This is a genomic window from Bacillus sp. DJP31, assembly GCF_049310945.1.
In the GTDB taxonomy this organism is placed as follows: domain Bacteria; phylum Bacillota; class Bacilli; order Bacillales; family SA4; genus Bacillus_BS.
The window spans coordinates 98,854-117,298 of sequence record NZ_JBMERO010000008.1 but is presented as its reverse complement, the minus strand read 5'-3'; the positions used below and the strand labels follow the sequence as shown (position 1 = coordinate 117,298).

The 18,445-nt window shown below is 35.5% G+C and carries 19 protein-coding genes and 1 riboswitch; of the genes, 12 read left to right on the top strand and 7 right to left on the bottom strand.

The features are described 5' to 3' along the window. Positions 1 to 17 precede the first annotated feature (17 nt). Positions 18 to 800 (bottom strand): carbon-nitrogen family hydrolase, encoded by a 783-nt coding sequence (locus tag ACOI1C_RS09840; protein WP_422510360.1) that lies wholly within the window; start codon positions 798 to 800, stop codon positions 18 to 20. Between the two features lie 180 nt (positions 801 to 980). Here ACOI1C_RS09840 and ACOI1C_RS09835 point away from each other — a divergent pair, with 180 nt between their 5' ends. The 5 genes from ACOI1C_RS09835 to ACOI1C_RS09815 all read left to right on the top strand — a co-directional run bounded on the left by ACOI1C_RS09835 (position 981) and on the right by ACOI1C_RS09815 (position 5,528). After that, positions 981 to 2,153, top strand: a complete 1,173-nt coding sequence (locus ACOI1C_RS09835) for a pyridoxal phosphate-dependent aminotransferase (protein WP_422510359.1) — start codon at positions 981 to 983, stop codon at positions 2,151 to 2,153. Positions 2,154 to 2,223: 70 nt separating this feature from the next. Next, positions 2,224 to 2,340: riboswitch (SAM riboswitch) on the top strand. A gap of 84 nt (positions 2,341 to 2,424) precedes the next feature. Further along, the gene (mtnW, locus tag ACOI1C_RS09830; protein WP_422510358.1) at positions 2,425 to 3,651 is read left to right on the top strand and encodes a 2,3-diketo-5-methylthiopentyl-1-phosphate enolase; all 1,227 of its coding nucleotides are present in this window, start codon (positions 2,425 to 2,427) and stop codon (positions 3,649 to 3,651) included. A gap of 5 nt (positions 3,652 to 3,656) precedes the next feature. After that, positions 3,657 to 4,322, top strand: coding sequence for a 2-hydroxy-3-keto-5-methylthiopentenyl-1-phosphate phosphatase (locus ACOI1C_RS09825; protein ID WP_422510357.1), 666 nt, complete (start codon positions 3,657 to 3,659; stop codon positions 4,320 to 4,322). After that, on the top strand, positions 4,319 to 4,948 hold the full coding sequence (locus ACOI1C_RS09820; RefSeq protein WP_422510356.1) for a methylthioribulose 1-phosphate dehydratase: 630 nt from the start codon (positions 4,319 to 4,321) through the stop codon (positions 4,946 to 4,948). The genes ACOI1C_RS09825 and ACOI1C_RS09820 overlap by 4 nt, the downstream gene beginning before the upstream one ends. Positions 4,949 to 5,009: 61 nt before the next feature. Further along, positions 5,010 to 5,528, top strand: a complete 519-nt coding sequence (locus tag ACOI1C_RS09815) for a 1,2-dihydroxy-3-keto-5-methylthiopentene dioxygenase (RefSeq protein ID WP_422510355.1) — start codon at positions 5,010 to 5,012, stop codon at positions 5,526 to 5,528. A 192-nt stretch (positions 5,529 to 5,720) separates the two neighbouring features. On the opposite strand, the gene ACOI1C_RS09810 is transcribed toward ACOI1C_RS09815, so the two are convergent. Then, positions 5,721 to 6,155, bottom strand: a complete 435-nt coding sequence (locus tag ACOI1C_RS09810) for a YkvA family protein (protein WP_422510354.1) — start codon at positions 6,153 to 6,155, stop codon at positions 5,721 to 5,723. A gap of 299 nt (positions 6,156 to 6,454) precedes the next feature. On the opposite strand from ACOI1C_RS09810, the gene ACOI1C_RS09805 reads away from it, so the two are divergent. After that, a complete protein-coding gene (locus ACOI1C_RS09805; RefSeq protein ID WP_422510353.1) occupies positions 6,455 to 6,715 on the top strand; it encodes an aspartyl-phosphate phosphatase Spo0E family protein in 261 nt (86 codons plus the stop codon). Positions 6,716 to 6,803: 88 nt separating this feature from the next. On the opposite strand, the gene ACOI1C_RS09800 is transcribed toward ACOI1C_RS09805, so the two are convergent. Continuing rightward, entirely contained in the window at positions 6,804 to 7,535 is a 732-nt protein-coding gene (locus tag ACOI1C_RS09800) for a ZIP family metal transporter (RefSeq protein WP_422510352.1), read from the bottom strand. A gap of 710 nt (positions 7,536 to 8,245) precedes the next feature. Here ACOI1C_RS09800 and ACOI1C_RS09795 point away from each other — a divergent pair. After that, a complete protein-coding gene (locus tag ACOI1C_RS09795; RefSeq protein WP_422510351.1) occupies positions 8,246 to 8,902 on the top strand; it encodes a GGDEF domain-containing protein in 657 nt (218 codons plus the stop codon). A gap of 111 nt (positions 8,903 to 9,013) precedes the next feature. Here ACOI1C_RS09795 and ACOI1C_RS09790 read toward each other — a convergent pair whose 3' ends face one another. After that, positions 9,014 to 10,501 (bottom strand): ATP-binding protein, encoded by a 1,488-nt coding sequence (locus tag ACOI1C_RS09790; protein WP_422510350.1) that lies wholly within the window; start codon positions 10,499 to 10,501, stop codon positions 9,014 to 9,016. 253 nt (positions 10,502 to 10,754) lie between these two features. On the opposite strand from ACOI1C_RS09790, the gene ACOI1C_RS09785 reads away from it, so the two are divergent. After that, the gene (locus ACOI1C_RS09785; protein WP_422510349.1) at positions 10,755 to 11,195 is read left to right on the top strand and encodes a MarR family winged helix-turn-helix transcriptional regulator; all 441 of its coding nucleotides are present in this window, start codon (positions 10,755 to 10,757) and stop codon (positions 11,193 to 11,195) included. Between the two features lie 100 nt (positions 11,196 to 11,295). On the opposite strand, the gene motB is transcribed toward ACOI1C_RS09785, so the two are convergent. Further along, the gene (gene motB, locus ACOI1C_RS09780; protein ID WP_422510348.1) at positions 11,296 to 12,060 is read right to left on the bottom strand and encodes a flagellar motor protein MotB; all 765 of its coding nucleotides are present in this window, start codon (positions 12,058 to 12,060) and stop codon (positions 11,296 to 11,298) included. Next, entirely contained in the window at positions 12,053 to 12,847 is a 795-nt protein-coding gene (gene motA / locus ACOI1C_RS09775; RefSeq protein WP_422510347.1) for a flagellar motor stator protein MotA, read from the bottom strand. The genes motB and motA overlap by 8 nt, the downstream gene beginning before the upstream one ends. 274 nt (positions 12,848 to 13,121) lie before the next feature. Here motA and ACOI1C_RS09770 point away from each other — a divergent pair, with 274 nt between their 5' ends. Next, positions 13,122 to 14,816 (top strand): M3 family oligoendopeptidase, encoded by a 1,695-nt coding sequence (locus tag ACOI1C_RS09770; RefSeq protein WP_422510346.1) that lies wholly within the window; start codon positions 13,122 to 13,124, stop codon positions 14,814 to 14,816. Between the two features lie 69 nt (positions 14,817 to 14,885). Here ACOI1C_RS09770 and ACOI1C_RS09765 read toward each other — a convergent pair whose 3' ends face one another. Next, on the bottom strand, positions 14,886 to 15,731 hold the full coding sequence (locus tag ACOI1C_RS09765) for a hypothetical protein (protein WP_422510345.1): 846 nt from the start codon (positions 15,729 to 15,731) through the stop codon (positions 14,886 to 14,888). Between the two features lie 129 nt (positions 15,732 to 15,860). Between ACOI1C_RS09765 and ACOI1C_RS09760 the strand changes: the two genes are divergently transcribed. The 3 genes from ACOI1C_RS09760 to ACOI1C_RS09750 all read left to right on the top strand — a co-directional run bounded on the left by ACOI1C_RS09760 (position 15,861) and on the right by ACOI1C_RS09750 (position 18,433). Beyond that, positions 15,861 to 15,992 (top strand): hypothetical protein, encoded by a 132-nt coding sequence (locus tag ACOI1C_RS09760; protein WP_422510344.1) that lies wholly within the window; start codon positions 15,861 to 15,863, stop codon positions 15,990 to 15,992. Between the two features lie 127 nt (positions 15,993 to 16,119). Further along, positions 16,120 to 17,205 (top strand): GGDEF domain-containing protein, encoded by a 1,086-nt coding sequence (locus ACOI1C_RS09755; RefSeq protein WP_422510343.1) that lies wholly within the window; start codon positions 16,120 to 16,122, stop codon positions 17,203 to 17,205. Positions 17,206 to 17,305: 100 nt separating this feature from the next. Further along, positions 17,306 to 18,433 carry an HD-GYP domain-containing protein gene (locus tag ACOI1C_RS09750; RefSeq protein ID WP_422510342.1) on the top strand — a complete coding sequence of 376 codons (1,128 nt, stop codon included), beginning with the start codon at positions 17,306 to 17,308 and terminating at the stop codon, positions 18,431 to 18,433. Positions 18,434 to 18,445 lie beyond the last annotated feature (12 nt).

Below are 18,445 nucleotides of genomic sequence, written 5' to 3'. Positions count from 1 at the left end.
TTGTCAACAGTTTTAACTTAATAAAATTCAGGACGTCGATCAGCAAAAATAGGAATTTGATTTCTAACGCGTTGTACCTTTTCTATATCAATGATCCCTTGTAGGATTTCATCATCCTCGGAAGCCTCAGCCACGATTTCTCCCCAAGGATCTATAATCATTGAATGTCCAGCAAATTCATTAGCTGGGTCTGCACCTGACCGATTACACGCGACAACATAGCATTGATTCTCGATGGCTCTGCTAATTAATAACGAGCGCCAATGAGCAAGGCGAGGGAGAGGCCATTCGGCAACGACAAATAAAAGTTCCGCCCCAACCAATGCATGCTTTCTAATCCACTCGGGGAAACGAATATCATAACAAATAAAACCAGCGCATTTTAATTCACCTATCTGAAACATTCCATCGACATGCCCTGGATTTAAATAGACATGCTCATCCATTAATTTAAAAAGATGTAGCTTGCTATATTCACCAACAACTTCACCTTTGTTATCTACGATGAACATAGTATTGTATACACCTTCGTTTGTTTTTTTGGCAATTGAACCGCCAACGATGTGTACATGGTTCTCTTTTGCAAGCTGACATAAGAAGTCTTTTGTTTGCTGCCCGTCCTCGTCAGCAATGTCATCAAGTCTAGTTAAATCATACCCAGTAGTCCAAAGTTCCGGAAGAACAATAATATCTGGTTTTTGAAGGAGGGCTTCCTCTATTTTTTTCTCGACTTGTTGAAAATTTTTGTCGGGATTCCCAAAAGAGATATCGAATTGGATACAGCTTATTTTTATGCTCATGTTTTATCTACTCCTTACAAAATAACTTTACAAGTTGTCACTAACAATATATTATTTTTGACTAGAAATACAATAAGAAAATTCTACATTTACTGCTCTGCTAAAAAAAATACTATTCATTTACTTTCCATTCGTGCGAATGAAAGTATAGCTTCTCTACTATGATTTAAGGAGTTTGAAATGAGAACATTCAAGCAGTCTGAAATACTTAAAAGTCTACCCACTCAATTTTTTGCTACACTTGTAAGTAAGGTAAATAAAGTCATGGAGCAAGGCTATGATGTTATTAACCTGGGTCAAGGTAATCCTGATCAGCCAACACCTGAACATATTGTAACGTCATTAAGAGAAGCAGCTGCCAACCCACAATACCATAAATATTCACCGTTTCGAGGACAACAATTTTTAAAAGAGGCGGCTGTAACCTTTTATAAACGAGAATACGGAGTGAACTTAGACCCAGATAAAGAAGTGGCCATCCTTTTTGGTGGAAAAGCAGGACTTGTTGAAGTACCTCAGTGCTTATTAAATCCAGGGGATCTCGCATTAGTACCGGATCCTGGTTATCCTGATTACTGGTCAGGGGTAGAACTTGCAAGAGGAAAGATGGAGTTTATGCCCTTAAAGGCTGAAAATGACTTTTTACCTGATTATAACGAGATTGACCAAGCGGTGTTAGAAAAGGCAAAATTAATGTTTTTAAATTACCCAAATAATCCGACCGGGGCAATTGCTACAAAGGAATTCTTTGAAGAAACTGTTCAGTTATGCAAAGATAATAACATTTGTGTGGTTCATGATTTTGCCTATGGAGCAATAGGATTTGATGGAAAGAAGCCGATAAGCTTTCTTGAAATAGAGGGTGCAAAGGATATTGGAATTGAAATTTATACCCTTTCTAAAACCTACAATATGGCTGGCTGGAGAATTGGATTTGCAGTGGGGAATGAAAGTGTAATTGAATCTATAAATCTCCTCCAGGATCATATGTATGTAAGTTTGTTTGGTGGGATACAAGTTGCTGCTGCAACTGCTTTATTATCTCCACAGAATTGTGTAGATGAATTAGTCGATCGTTATGAAGCTAGACGTAATACGTTTATTGAAGGGTTGAAGGGCATAGGCTGGGATGTTGATGCACCCTCAGGTTCGTTTTTTGCTTGGCTTCCGGTTCCAAAAGGATTTACATCTGTGAGTTTCTCAGATTACTTACTTGAGGAAGCTCATGTTGTAGTAGCTCCAGGAATTGGATTTGGTCCATACGGAGAAGGCTTTGTCAGGGTTGGACTTTTGTCTGATGAAGATAGGTTGCTTGAGGCAGTGAATCGGATAAAAGCCTTGAACATATTTTAGGATTGACAAAAATCCCTCAAGCTGTCATAATCCAAATTAATTTGATTAAGATTTAATAATTAAATAGTATTTCTTATTAAGAGTAGGCGGAGGGACTAGCCCGATGAAGCCCGGCAACCGATTTATCTATACACAGTCTAGATAAGCACGGTGCTAATTCTTGCAGCTATGCGCTGAGAGATAAGGAGACGGTGAATTTAAACGATACCCTCTTCTTATTGAAGAGGTTTTTTTCATTTAAAATGTTTTTTTATAAATTGAGGTGTTGAAATTGACAAGAATAAAAGCTACTTATCTCATACATGACGCAAAAAACGATTTATCCAAAAAAGCAGAAGGTATTGCCCTTGGTTTGACGATTGGATCGTGGACCGACCTTCCAAAACTCCAGCAGGAACAGTTGAAAAGGCATAAAGGAGAAGTTCTTTCCATACAAGAGCTCGAGGATAGTCAAAAGGCTAACCAATATTTTGGAAAGAAACTAAAACGTGGAATAGTTACAATCTCCTATCCGATAGAAAATTTTTCACTCGATATCCCAGCTATTTTGACAACTGTGTTTGGGAAGCTATCTCTCGATGGAGAAGTTAAATTAGTAGATTTGGATTTTTCTGCTGAAGTAAAGAGTGCTATGCCTGGTCCAAAATTTGGAATCGAGGGTATTCGTTCAAAGCTCGGTGTCTTTAACAGACCATTAGTGATGAGTATTTTTAAAGGTGTACTTGGTAGAGATATTCACTACCTAAAAGATCAACTTAAGGAACAAGTTTTAGGTGGCGTGGATCTAGTGAAGGATGATGAGATCCTTTTTGATAACCCACTCACTCCTTTTGAGAATAGAATTGAAATCGGTAAAAATGTGCTAAACGAAGTTTTTGAGACAACTGGCCATCGAGCCCTTTATGCTGTGAATTTATCGGGGCGTACGTTTGAATTAAGAGAGAAAGCAAGAAGAGCTAGAGAACTTGGTGCTGATTGTTTATTGTTTAATGTATTTGCTTATGGAATGGATGTTTTACAAGCATTGGTTGAGGATCCAGAAATCGATTTACCCATCATGGCTCATCCAGCAGTAAGTGGAGCCATCACACCATCAGAGTTTTATGGTATACAAAATCCGTTGTTGCTAGGAAAGCTATTGAGATATGCGGGTGCTGATTTTTCACTGTTTCCTTCTCCTTACGGAAGTGTAGCGCTAAAGCGAGAAGAAGCACTTGGAATTGCGGCTGAACTGACTATAAACGAATTGTTCAAGAAGACTTTTCCAGTGCCTTCTGCTGGTATTCATCCTGGTTTGGTTCCATTTTTGGTCAAAGATTTTGGAATTGATTCTGTCATTAATGCTGGTGGCGGAGTACATGGTCATCCAGACGGAGCGATAGGCGGGGGGAAAGCTTTCCGAGAAGCAGTCGATGCAGTAGTTGAAGGTCGTTCTTTAGAGGATGCGGCACAAGAGCATGAGTCTTTGAAAAAGGCGCTTCATTTATGGGGGATGTAAGAAGCATGAAGCAACCAATCATCTTTTGTGATTTTGATGGAACGATTACCGAAACCGATAATATTATTTCTTTAATGAAAAAGTTCGCACCGTCTGAATGGCTGGAAGTTAAGGATCAAATTCTTTCTCAAGACATTTCAATTCAAGAAGGGGTTGGGAGATTATTCGGTTTACTTTCATCAAATCTTAAAGAAGATCTTATTGGGTTTTTAAAAGAAACGGTGATGATCAGAGAGGGCTTTTCTAAGTTTGTTCAGTATACAAGGGATGAAGAAATTCCACTTTACATAGTGAGCGGTGGGATAGATTTTTTTGTTTATCCATTATTGGAAGGGCTGATTGAACGGGAATATATTTATTGCAATGGTTCAAATTTTTCTCTTGAGACCATTCAAATTCTTTGGCCAAATGAATGCGATGAAAACTGCTCAAATGGTTGTGGATGCTGTAAGCCATCTATTATGAATAAATTAGCAGGACCCGATGAACATATTATCGTAATTGGCGATTCGATCACAGATTTTCAAGCCGCTAAAATGGCCCATACAGTGTTTGCTCGTGACTTCCTAATTGAAAAAATGGATGAATTGGAAAAACCGTATCATTCGTTTGAGACGTTTTATGATGTCATTGAAACGCTAAAGCAAAAAAAATCAGAGGTGGATGTGTGAGTAATTTTAATGATAGATGGAATGTACTTGCTGATATTAAGGACGAACTAGCATGGCGGGATTGGTTTCCTGCAACCAGTGGGAATTTGTCCATTAAAGTGTCCAACGATCCCCTAACTTTCTTAGTAACGGCAAGTGGCAAGGATAAACGGAAACGAACAGGTGAAGATTTTTTACTAGTAGATGAGTTCGGGTTACCGATTGGAGAGACAAACCTTAAGCCATCTGCTGAGACATTGCTTCATGTTGAGGTATATAAACGAAGCTATGCAGGCTGCTGTCTTCATGTCCATACAGTCGATAATAACGTCATTTCAGATTTGTTCTACTCCAGTGGGGAGATTGTGTTTCAAAAGCAGGAAATCATCAAGGCATTTGGACTATGGGATGAGGATTCGACATTCACGGTACCAATTATCTATAATCATGCGAACATTCCAACATTAGTAGAAGAATTTATACCAAATATAAAAGAAGATGCAGGTGCAGTGCTTATACAAAATCATGGAATTACAGTTTGGGGAAGAACCCCTCAAGAGGCAAAACGATACTTAGAAGCCTGTGAATTCCTATTTACCTATACATTAAAAATATTAACCTTAAAGCAAGTATTAACAGCAACTTAACACATTAAAGCAGCAGATACTTTAATGCATAGATAGTATGAATTTAAGGGAGGAATGAAAGATGGCAACTATTCGTATTCATGGGAGTAACGAGGTAATTGAGGACCAAGGTAATGTAGCTGCATTTTTGGAGAGTAATGAGGTTATTTATGAGCAGTGGGATATTACGAAACTACCTTCTGACTTGAATGAAAACTATCAGCTTTCTGATGAACAAAAGCAAGCTATCTTAGAGGCATTCCATACTGAAATTGAAGATATTTCAAAAAGAAGAGGCTATGAAGCAGCTGATGTTATTGCTTTATCAGAGTTGACGCCAAATCTAGATCAACTATTACAAAACTTTAAGCGTGAGCATCTTCACACAGATGATGAAGTACGTTTTATTGTGAGTGGTCATGGTATTTTTATTATTAAGGGGAAGGATGATGTATTCTTTGATGTCAGACTAAATCCAGGAGACTTAATTTCTGTACCAGAGAATGTTGTTCACTATTTCACGTTACAAGAAGATCGAAAAGTTGTGGCCGTGAGGATCTTTGTAACTACCGAAGGCTGGGTTCCAATTTACAAAGATTAATGAGGCGAATGCATAAAAAAGTAGGGAACTTTTCATAACGAAAAGTTCCTATTAAATTTAGACCTTCCGCTCCAATCACCTTATTTATAAATGGGTTGCTTTTCCTATTAAAAAACAACAATCTTTTAGAAAAGTGTCTTAATTAAAAAACATATATTAGCATAAGCCAGAGTGATATACTTTACGCACTTCTTATAAAGTTGAATTGGGATTTGTTTCTTGGATGGATGTTTCGTTTGATTTCCAAATCTTATATTGATTTAAATCCTTTTCAATTTGCTTAAAAATAAAGGCAATTATTGCGGCATCATCAATCAGTCCAACCCCAATAAAAATGTCCGGAATTACATCGGTTGGAACGACAAAGTAAAGTATCCCCACGACAATCATCGTTAATGTTTTGTAAGGGATTTGACGATACTCTCCTGAGATCCAATCATGATAGGCATCTAATAATAGCAATAATTGATCTCGGAAGGTTTGTATTCGTCCTTTTTCAGAATTAGTTTTCTTACTGGCTTCCTTCCACAGTTCCTTTGCTTTATGCCGATCCTTAATATATTCAAGAGCTTTTCGCTTATATTTGGTTACAGTAGTCTTTGATTGTCCATCCCTATCCTTTTCCACCCTAATCCCTCCTATGATACGAATACATTTCTACATCTAGTTTACCATTAAAGCATAAAATTCATAAGATATGTGTACCACAAAGCGATATACGACAAGAATCTACAAAAAACCAAAAATCCTACTATGAATGAGGAATCTATCGCAATAAAACACTGAATTCGTCACATTCTTTTAAAAAAATGTTCGAGAAATTTGTCTAATTTTGCAATTCTATTTACATATATAGTAGAATTTGTAATAATGCTTATACAGGAATAAAAGTTTCATGCATTAGATGGGTAAAGGGGGGGAATGTGTTGGCGGCTAATACAGGTCTAGATATAAATGTGCTGCTTAGAGAGATAGATAAAAAGAGAGAAATGATGATAACAACAGCATTGGCAACTAGTTTCACAAGTGAGGAAACAATAAAATGTAGCCAAGAACTAGATCTGATGATTAACCAATATCAACGTTTTAATCTGATAGAAAAAAGAACGGGTATATATGGTGCTATTATGAGTGTCCTCGCTTTGTTTGTTTTAAATCCCTATCGAATGATAAATAAAATTAGATAACTTACAATTAAAGCCCATTAGAAAATGTTTACATGTTAAAACATTTTCTAATGGGCTTTCCTGTAGTAGTTAGTTGTAAATCGATGAATTAGAATAGTTGAAGCAAAGCGACCATAAGTAATAAGCCAAAAATGAATGAATAGGTAGCAAATTGCTCATTTCCGTCACCATGACTTTCAGGAATTAATTCTTTGTAAATGATAAATAACATGGCCCCAGCAGCAAATGCCAGTCCATATGGCACAAGAAATGAAACGAAGGACGTTAACATAAAACCGATTATTCCACTAACGATTTCAATGGCTCCTGTTAAAGTGGCAATAATAAATGCTCTGAACTTACTAATCTTCTGTTGTATTAAAAATAAGGCAACTAAAAAGCCCTCTGGAGCATTTTGTAGTCCGATAGCGAAAGCAATCATGTTTCCTGTTTCAGATGCATCAGAGGCGTAGCTAACTCCTACAGAAAGACCTTCTGGAATATTATGTAGAGTAATTGCAGCAATAATTAGCAATGCTTTTTGATCAAATTCAAGACCCTTGCGAGTATGCCCAAGATCAATATGAGGTATATTCTTTTCAAGTAAGGTTAGTACGAAAACTCCGAGTAATAATCCAATTGTAAGTTGAAATAATCCACCGCTTAGTAAGGCTTCAGGTATTAAGCTCATAGTAGAGGCCGCCATCATTATTCCAGCAGTAAAAGCAAGTAAAATGTCTCTCCATCTATGGGTTACTTGCCTCTGTAAAAATAGAATGGGTAAAGCCCCAACTCCAGTAGCGAGCGAAGACAATATACTCCCAATCAGCAATTCTTTCATAATAATCTCACCTTTACAAACATTTTACTTACAATTATAGTCCTGTCTAGCGGTAAAGTACAATCCGGGTCAATAATGATGGATACTTAAGCTAAGTCGAAAAATAGTAGATTAAAGCTTTGCTCCACTATATATTGAATGATATTCGTCATTTTTCTGTAAAAATCTCCAATCTCGTTTACTTTCCTTTGGTCAAATAATAGAATAAACCCATATTATAAGTCGGTGCCTAAGGTGGACCAAATGTTGAAGAACAAGACAGTTTGAACCCATGCTCAATCATATTCTAAAAGAAAACTTCTATTCTATCACTACTAATTGGATACTCTTTTTTCTCATAATTTTTTTCCTAGACTCAAGAGCGGGAAAAAATATAAACTGGAAAATTCACGCAATTTATTTTCCATTTATGCCTTACCATTTATTACGGTTCTTATCGTCATAAAGCAGGCCATCCATCAAACATCACAGCATATAAAAGTGGAAAATGGAAAGTTCTCCATTTCAAATGAATTTAGGCAAGGCATAGCTATTCTTCCAGATAGTATATACCAGTTACAAAGAAGTAATAGTGGTGATATTGTCTTTTTTTATCTAGAGGGGGGTAATAGTGCAGAGGCACTAGGAATTGCAAAAGAAAAAATAAGGTAAACGAGTAAAAGACATTGTGACAAAGGAAATATTTGAATCCATAATCTTACCTTTAGAACTTGCCCTTTTTAGGAAATGTTGTTGAATTTCAAATTCGAACCGATGCGCATGTTTTTGAGCATTATATAAAGACTATTTATGATCCACTTACGAATCGAATTAGTGAAATTAGTGAATACGGAATTGATGTTACATTAAAAGAGCTTACGGTAAAGCGAATGAAAAGCTTAACTGATTATGACCAATTGAACGGCTTATTCAACCGAGAGAAATACTCTCAAATGGTTGAAAGGTTTATAAAAGATGATGAAGAATATAAACAAATTTCACTTTTGTTAATTGACCTTGATGATTTTAAGCATGTTAACGATACACTCGGTCATTCTTTTGGGGACCAGCTCTTAATCCAAGCCTCAAATAGGTTAAAACATTTTTTTCCTGATCAACTTTTATTTTGGCTAGGGGGGGATGAGTTTGCTGTTTTATTTACCTCACCAATCTCTAGGGACCAAATTATTCAAAATGCTCAGCAGATTGAGGATCGATGGTTAAAGCATCTTCCTTTATTCCTTAATGTCAGAGACCTCGTTTTGTATAATGTGTTTCATAAAAAGATGGATATTGCGAATGCCAGCGAGCGTTTGTTGGCCCTATTAAGTGAAATAAAGTCGAGAATCCTCACTCAAGAGTCTATTATAGATTTCTGCAAGCTCTAAAATGAAAAGCCGTCATTAATCAATTTATTAATTGGCGGCTTTTCTTCGATTAAAACTTTTTATATGATTTTCTCATGAATAGAGCCTGATTAATAATCAACTATTCGGGAATTATTCCGCTGGAAAGAGAACCTTTACTTCAGTTCCTACAGTTAACTCGCTGTGAATGGAAATTTCACCTCCATACATAGTTACAATTCGTTTACAGACAACTAGTCCTAGTCCAGTTCCAGTCTCTTTCAATGTGAAAAAGGGATCGAAAATTTTATTTACTAATTCTCGAGGGATTCCTACTCCCGTATCTTTAATTGAAATAGAACAGTAATGATCAACTTTTTTAATAGAAATAGCAATATTGCCACCATTTTTCATGGCCTCTAGAGCGTTCTTTGTAATATTTAAAATGACCTGCTTTACGTGATCCTTAGCACAATAAATCATCATTGATTGCTCGTCCATTTCGAGAGAAAGCTGGATATTATATAAATTTGCTTCTGACTGAATGAGCGGTAACAGCTCATTCATAATATGCTTTATATCATTTAGGGAGTGAATATCTGCGATGGGATTTCCGAGTACTAAAAATTCACTAACAATCTCATTTATTCTTGATATTTCCTGTTGAATCACTTCAAAATAAAAACGATCTTCTTTATCCTTGTATTTCTCACTTAGTAATTGAACCAGTCCTTTTATCCCTGTTAATGGATTACGAATTTCATGGGCAGAACTAGCAGCTAATTGACCAACTATCTCAAGCTTTTGACTTTCATTTTGCAATTTCTCATATTTAGCATTTTTTCGTAAAACCATATATTTATTTAAGAGATAAATTGTATTGGTTATGAAAAGAAAGATAGAAGAATATTTAAATATAGTCCAAAAAAGCCAAGTAATAGAGTGTTCATTCACTCCAACTTGAATATTCCATGGTGCATTTCTAAGAATGGTTTCAACGTATACTTGGTTACTTCCCTTAAATACATTTTCTGTTTCAAATATGATCTGGTTGTAGCCATTAAGCACTTTTATGCCTTCATCAGGAGTTAGAACACGCATTATATTCTGAATGTAATCCACTCTAATATTTACGAGTAATAATCCAATTGTTTTTTCATTCTTGTCTATAATGGGAGTGACCATTGTGACAAGCTCTCCTCCAGTTGTGTGATTCTTAATTAAAGGAGATATTTTTGTTTCCTTTGCAACAATTGCGGATTGAACATAATTATTATCTAAGATATTTACTGGTCCTATCGGAGAGGATCCTATTTGCACGTTTCCTTGTGAATCTGCAAAATAAAAGCCAAAATAAAGTGGGCTCTCTTGATTGCTCTCCTCTAAAATTCTTCGGATTTCATCTGTTTGAAGAAATTCCTTTGTAGCAAGTACTTTCGCAAGCATCTCTAAACTAGCTTTTGTTTTTCCAAGCAATTGATCTAATTGATCTCTGTAAACACTAGCTGTTTGCTTGGCCTCCGCTTGAAGAACAAGTTTTTTTTCCTGTAACTCTGAGTAAACGAAATAAGAACTAATAATAATAGAAGGAAGTAAGACTACTCCTATGTAAAATAAGATTGAAGTCCATGTAGATTTCACTCAAAATGTCTCCCTTGATGAATAGATTGATAGTTTAATTATATACTATGTAATTTTCATATCCTAGTATTCAAAGCGTTAATGGTTCGATAAAATATTTATAAAATGTAAAAATATGTATAGTCATACATTCGTAAGCGTATCGTTTAGAGACATGAACAATCATTTCTTTTTTTATTGACAAAACTGAAGACAGTTTAGTATTATTATCTTTAATTCAAGATAATTCAAATTGATAAGGATTTGGTTTTTTATGGATACTAGAAAAGATATAGATGCATCCCTTAAGTTATTTGTTGTATTGTCTCGTGCCTATCGAAGTGTAGGGGATAGTGCGAATAAGTCTATTCAACGTTTTGGATTAAATCCTACCGAGTTTGCTGTTCTTGAGCTGTTATTTAACAAAGGAGATACTCCACTTCAGCAAATTGGAGGCAAAATTTTAATTGCAAGTGGAAGTATTACTTATGTTGTAGATAAGCTTGAGAAGAAAGGTTTACTTCTTCGTAAGCAGTGTTCAAAAGATAGAAGAGTAACGTATGCGTCTCTTACAGATGAGGGTATTTTGACTATGGAGAAAATTTTTCCCGAACATGAAAGATTTATTAATCAAATTCAATCTTCTTTATCTTTTGAAGAGAAGGAATCATTAATTACCCTTCTAAAAAAATTAGGGTATGGTGCGCGAGGATAGTTCATTAGCTTACAGAATATAGTAAACCTGGAGATATACAATATTTATAGGAATCACATAGAAAAAGAGGCTTCACTTGTTTAGTGAAAGCCTCTTTTTCTTATTGTTGATCTTTTAATTCATTTGGTAAGACAAGTACTTCGACACGACGGTTTTTTCCACGACCTTCTGGCGTGTCATTCGTATCAATTGGCTGAAATTCACCAAAACCTTTGGCACTTAGTTTTCGAACATCCAGTTTTTCATTTTCAAGTACAATTTTCATGAAATTTACTGCCCGCATCACACTTAAGTGCCAATTGGAGTCAAATTGAGGATTACTAATGGGCACATTATCCGTATGACCACTGATAACGATGTTTCTAGGAGGATCAGAAACTAGCAATTCGGAAATCTCCATAGCTAATGTTTGGTCTTTTATACGAACTATTGCTTTTCCAGGATCAAAAAGAACATCATCTAAAACTGTAATGAGTAAGCCTTCATCCGTTAAAACGGTTTTTAATTTGGTATTTAAATTCTTCGCTTCTATTTTTGTATTAATTCTCTTTTGCAACTCTTCTAATTCAATTTTCTCTTGTTGCTCAAAGTCTGGATTTTCATTCTGCTCATTTTTTGCATCTTCAACATTTGCAGATTGAGGTTGTTCCTCTGGAAGAGGGCTAGGGAAATCCATAATCCCTGTTCCCCCACTCATAGCACTACTCATGGATTTGGCAATTTGCTGAAACTTTTGGGCATCAACAGAACTAGCAGCAAATAGAACAATAAAAAGTGCTAGTAATAACGTAAGTAAATCAGCATATGGAATTAACCAGGTCTCATCTATATGTTCTTCATGATGATGCTTTTTTTTTCTACTCATCTTGCTTACCGCCTTGAGAAGCAAAGAATTTTTCGCGTTCATAGTTTGGAAGATAGCTAGCAAGTTTCTGTTCTAGCATTGTTGGAGATTGACCATCTAGTACTGACAAAACTCCTTCAATCATCACGCGTTTTACATGTGCCTCTTCCTTAGATTTTCGTTTAAGCTTGTTTGCAAAAGGATGCCACAATACATAACCCGTAAAAATCCCAAGAAGTGTAGCAACGAAAGCCGCTGCAATAGCTTGTCCAAGCGCATCAATATCTGCCATATTTCCTAATGCAGCGATTAGACCGACAACTGCTCCTAATACACCAAGTGTAGGTGCATACGTACCTGCTTGACTGAAAATAGCGGCTCCTGATAGATGACGTTCTTCCATTGCTTCTACTTCTTCATTCATAACATCACGGATAAATTCAGGAGATTGGCCGTCTATAGCTAAACCAAGACCATTTTTTAAAAAGGGCTCATTCACTTCATTTAATTGTGCTTCAAGTGCTAAGAGACCTTCTTTACGTGCAATATTTGCCCAATTAGTGAAGGTTGGTATTAGTTCACTCACATGGACAGTGTTGCTCGTTTTGAACAATACGCCAAAAAGCTTTGGAATTCTTTTAAGCTCATGGCCAGGAAATCCGATAGCAATAGTTCCAGCTGTCCCTACAATAATAATAAAAAACGCAGCAGGATTTAACAAAACACCAAAATGCACATGCTTGAAGTACATTCCTACTAAAACCGCAGCAAGACCGAGAAATATACCAATAATAGTTGCTTTATCCATCATAATCACCTAACTTATCTTATTTCTAGTTTGAAGGTCAAAAAATTTGTACAGTGTTCGAATTTTATAGATTCATTATACCTATCTTATCGGCACATATTAAACATTTGTTTAAACATTTCTGTGTTATATTTTAAAGAGAAATATTACACAGAAATTGTTTCGATGATCTGGATTAAATTAAATACTGTAGATGGAATTTTCAAAATAGTAGAAGGAATTTTGAGGTTGTTAGAGAATAAGTAATTGGAAAATATATAAGGGAGTGAATGACTTGAGATTTGAAGAGTTTGAGTATAAGAGACCAAACCTTGAAGAGATTGAAAAAAACGTCACAGTGTTATTGAATAAATTTGATGAAGCAAGTAGTCCTGATGAACAAAATGAAATCATGAAGGAGATTAATTCAATCCGTAATGACTTCAGTACGATGTACAATATTTGCTCTGTACGACACACTATTGATACAAACGATAAGTTCTACCAGGCAGAAAATGATTTCTTTGATGAAAACAGTCCGCTTATGCAAAAAATTAGTACAACCTTTTATAAACATCTTGTTGCTTCGAAGTTTAGAGCGGAGTTAGAACAAAAATGGGGAAGTCACTTATTTAACCTTTCAGATCTTGAATTAAAAACATTTTCACCAGAGATTATTGAAGATTTGCAAACTGAAAATAAGCTCTCAAGTGAATATACTAAGCTCGTTGCCTCAGCTAAGCTAACGTTTGAAGGAGAAGAGAAAACATTAGCTCAATTGTACCCATTTACAGTCGCAAAAGAGCGCGAGACCCGTAAATCGGCAAGTGAGTTATATTATGGTTTTTTCGCAGAGAATACAGAAAAGCTTGATGAAATCTATGATAACCTTGTGAAGGTGCGTACTAAAATTGCTCATAAATTGGGATATGAAAATTATGTTGGATTAGGATATGACCGTATGCTTAGATCTGATTACGGAGCTAAAGAAGTAAAGAAATTCAGAGACCAAGTCAAAGAATTTATCGTACCACTGGCAACGAAATTAAAGGAACGTCAACGTCAGCGTATTGGTGTAGATAAGTTATATTATTATGATGAGGGCTTTGATTTTAAGAGTGGTAATCCTGAACCAAAAGGAACTCCAGAGTGGATTGTTGAAAATGGTCAAAAAATGTATAGTGAATTATCAGCCGAAACAAATGAATTTTTTAATTTTATGATTGATAATAACTTAATGGATTTAGTGGCTAAAACAGGTAAGGCTGGTGGAGGCTACTGTACATATATCCCTAACTATAAAGCACCTTATATCTTCTCGAACTTCAATGGTACTTCTGGAGATATTGATGTATTGACCCATGAAGCAGGTCATGCATTCCAAGTGTATTCTAGTCGTCATTTTGAGGTCCCAGAATATAACTGGCCAACATATGAGGCTTGTGAAATCCATTCAATGAGTATGGAATTTTTCACTTGGCCTTGGATGGAGAGTTTCTTTAAAGAAGATACAGATAAATATAAGTTCTCTCATTTAAGCAGTGCCCTTCTCTTCCTACCATACGGAGTTGCAGTGGATGAATTCCAACATTTTGTCTATGAAAATCCAGATGCAACACCAAAAGAGAGAAAAAATGCATGGAGAGACTTAGAACGAAAGTATTTACCACATCGTGACCATGAGGAAAACGAATACTTAAATAATGGTGGATTCTGGCAAAAACAGGGCCATATATTTAACTCACCATTCTACTATATCGACTATACACTAGCTCAGATTTGTGCGTTCCAATTTTGGAAGCGTTCAAGAGAAGATCAGGAAAATGCTTGGAAGGACTATTATACCCTTTGTCAGCAAGGTGGAAGTAAGCCGTTTACTGAGCTTGTGAAAGTAGCGAATTTAGAATCTCCATTTGACCAAGGCACTGTGGAGTCTGTTGTCGCCGAGATCGAAGAATATTTAAATAGTATTCAAGATCAGGAACTATAAGTATAAAGCCGGAACTGTAATTGTTCCGGCTTTAAATTTAATTCAATTGGGAAATGAGGACCTCAGAAGTTAGTTTAGTTCCACGAATTTAATTAATTCATGATGAACCTTCCACTGTCCGATGTGAGAAGATCTGGATAATTGTAAGAGTAAGTGACCTTTTACTTTTCCATCCTTTTTTGTATACATGTCTACTTCAATAGGGACGTGTGTAACAAGTAACTGTTTTGACTTAGATGGTACAGATGGTAGGTGCTTTATTTTAATGGTTTCAATATCTTCAACGAAATGAATCAGGTCACGGTTTCTTATCCAGCCCTCTGTTAGCACTAGTTCAAGTATCGACTTATCCTTTTGGTTCAAGGCTTCAATAAATATCTTGATTTGTTCTTGCAGGCTAGCATCAGCAACGTAATTATCGAGCAGTCCAGCTGATTTTAAAATCATTAGTTTATGTGAGTAGTCCATTACATCCGAACTATGAGTGGTACTGCCAAAGAAATGAATGCAAAAGTGACCTGGAAAATTATTCTGTAAAGCACCAGCACCATGAGGCATACCATGCATGGATCCAGGGATTAAATAATCATTTACTTGCACTAAAATGGATCTTCTTTTCCAACTCCATTTGCCACCATAAATTTCCTTCATAATACGTGTGTCCTTATCAGTCAAAGGCTGAACATCTGTATGATCTCTGCCAGCTCTTCTTTGGACTTGAAAGCTTTGTCCACTTTCGATATCAATCACATTAAATACGGTATATTTAGGAACAAGTAAATTGACTTCTTTCCAATTTAATAAGTCCAACTCAAAACTTATATGCATGCCGGGGCAGTGATTGACCTCTGCTGATGCTTCAATTGCCGATTGAAACAACAGTAAACTAATTAGAAAAACTAAGAATTTCTTCATTTTCTTCACCCTTACTTTTTTCATAGCCCTTCAATAATATCCCCCAAACTTTCTCTCAAATATGTGAGAGAAATTGATTATAATCTGGATATGTTTGGTCAAGCTAGTAAGGAACAAGGAGGCGTTAAAATGACAAAAGACGAAAAGGCATCAAACCAAAGCTATGAATCCGATGGAATAATGGGGAAAGATCGGAATGAGGTTAAACAGGGTGAAGAAAAAGAAAAAGATTTCTTCAATATGACTCCTGAAAGTGAATAAGGATGAGAGCCGAGGAATAATTACGACCTTGGCTTTTTCTATACCATTTTCTTTAACAATAATTTACTTATTTCGACGTATTATTTGGTATACTAGATTTATAGATATATAAAGGAAAGTGAAAGATATGAATAAAAAGCTCTATGAGATTAATGATTATAAAACAGAACAAATTTTTTCGGTACTTAGATGGATTTTTTTGGTTGTTGCAGTGATTTTCTTTTATTACCCTCCCATAGCAACCATATTAGATTACAATACATATTCTTTTTTATATTTGTTGATCATTGGTTTTGCTTACATGACAGTCGTGCAAATTTCTCTTCTTTATATGCCGGATAAGAAGAGAGTATTTGGCTGGCTCATGAAGACTGGAATCCTATTTGACTATTTAGCATTTAACTGGCTTTTACTCCTATCAGGAGGGGTACAAAGCCCACTATATCCCATTGCCTATCTATATGTCATGCATGCGACCATTTATTGGCGAATTCCAGGTGCCTTTATTTCCTTTCTTTCAATATTAGTTAGCTATACCGTTATTTTCTTTCTAGATTATGATACAAATACTCCACTTGACATGATTCATTATCAACTTAATCTAGGATTTCTATTTGTTGTAGGGTTATTTGGCGCTTTAATTGTTAATCAGGAAAGACATCATCAAACACGGAAAATCCAATACAAAAACGTAATGAATAGAGATTACTTAACAGGCCTTTATAATCACCGATATTTTAAAGAACAACTGATTAAGTGCTCTTTGGAACGAAAAGAAGTCATTTTGGCAATGATTGATATTGATTATTTCAAGAAAGTGAATGACACATATGGACATGTTATGGGAGATTATGTGTTAAAGCAAGTATCACTTTTGTTCGATGAGGTAGTTCCTTCATCTAAAGGGACGGCTTTTAGGTATGGGGGAGAAGAATTTGCTATATTATTCTATACGTCTAATTCCCAAATTGTTAAATCTTATATCTCAACGATCATGGAAAAAGTTAATAATCTCAACTTTGAATCAAATCACCAAATTTTCAAAGTCACATTAAGTTTTGGTGTGACGGACCAGCTTGATCATTCGGAAGATATTGGTGAGTTTGTGAAGGCAGCTGATCACTTGCTGTATAAGGCTAAGGAATTAGGACGAAATCAAGCAGTTTTCTCTGATGGTGATATTCTTACTGAAGAAACCAAAATGAAGGAATGACACTGATGTTAGGCAACTTTAAATTAATTTGTAATTGTCGAAGTTTGTCATGTGATTTATAATTACATTAAATAAGTATAAAAGGACATGCGAGGATCTCATGAATACGATGAAGAAGATTGTTTATACTGCTTGGATAAATACAGCAATAGGTGCCATATTATTGGCGCTAAGTACAGTTTACTTCTTCAATGAAGAGTTAACAGAGCTTTTTCATATATTATTTTTATTTATTGGATACTTACCATTTATTTTCATTTATCGGTATTTCTCTACCTTTATGCAAAAAATCTTGTTTTTACTTAATACAACCTTGCTTGTAGGAGTATTTTTTTATTTTGCTCCTTATATTGGTCACGTCATTTTTTATTTCACTCCCATTTATGCTGTTTTGTTTAAAAATAGAATTTATTTTGTTGTTTCTTTTATTTTTTCTATCGCTATTTATTTAGTTGTCATGCTGATCCATCCAAGCCTCTATTTTAACCTGACTGTTGAATTGGTTCAGTTCTCTGTCTTTCTAAGTTACACTATTATCCTTTATTTTGTTTCCTCGATTATGGTGCGACAGGAAAAATTGACCTCCATGTATACAAAGACAATGGAGGCACTCGTGTTAGCTATTGAAGCGAAGGACGAGTATACAAGAGGTCATTCGACGAGGGTATCAGAATACAGTATGATCTTTGGAAAGACATTAAAAGAAAAAGGATTTCCAATTGACCTAGAAATACTTAGGATAAGCTCTTTATTGCATGATATCGGCAAAGTAAACATTTCTAATGAGATTCTCCAGAAAAAAGGGAAGTTAACCGTTGAAGAGTATAATGAAATAAAGAAACACCCCGTGTTTGGGTCTGAAATAGCGAAAAGTCTTGATTTTCCTGATGAAATTATTCACCCTATCCTTTACCACCACGAGCGAAAGGATGGGAGAGGCTATCCAAACGGATTAGTTGGTGAAGAGGTACCTTTGTTAGCGAGGATTATTGCCGTTGCGGATACGTTTGATGCTCTTACAACCAATCGCTCATACCGAGAAGCATTTACAATTGAAGAAGCGAGAAGAATTATTCTAGAGAATAGTGGTACCCAGTTTGACGAAGAAATCATTCCTTATTTCAATGAATGTTTTTCGAAAATTAGTTACCGAGCTGAACAATTGATTGAGCTTGAGAAGCAATTATCGATTGTGATGGATGAAGACTTTAAAACAGCAAAGAAGTAAGAAGTAGGTACA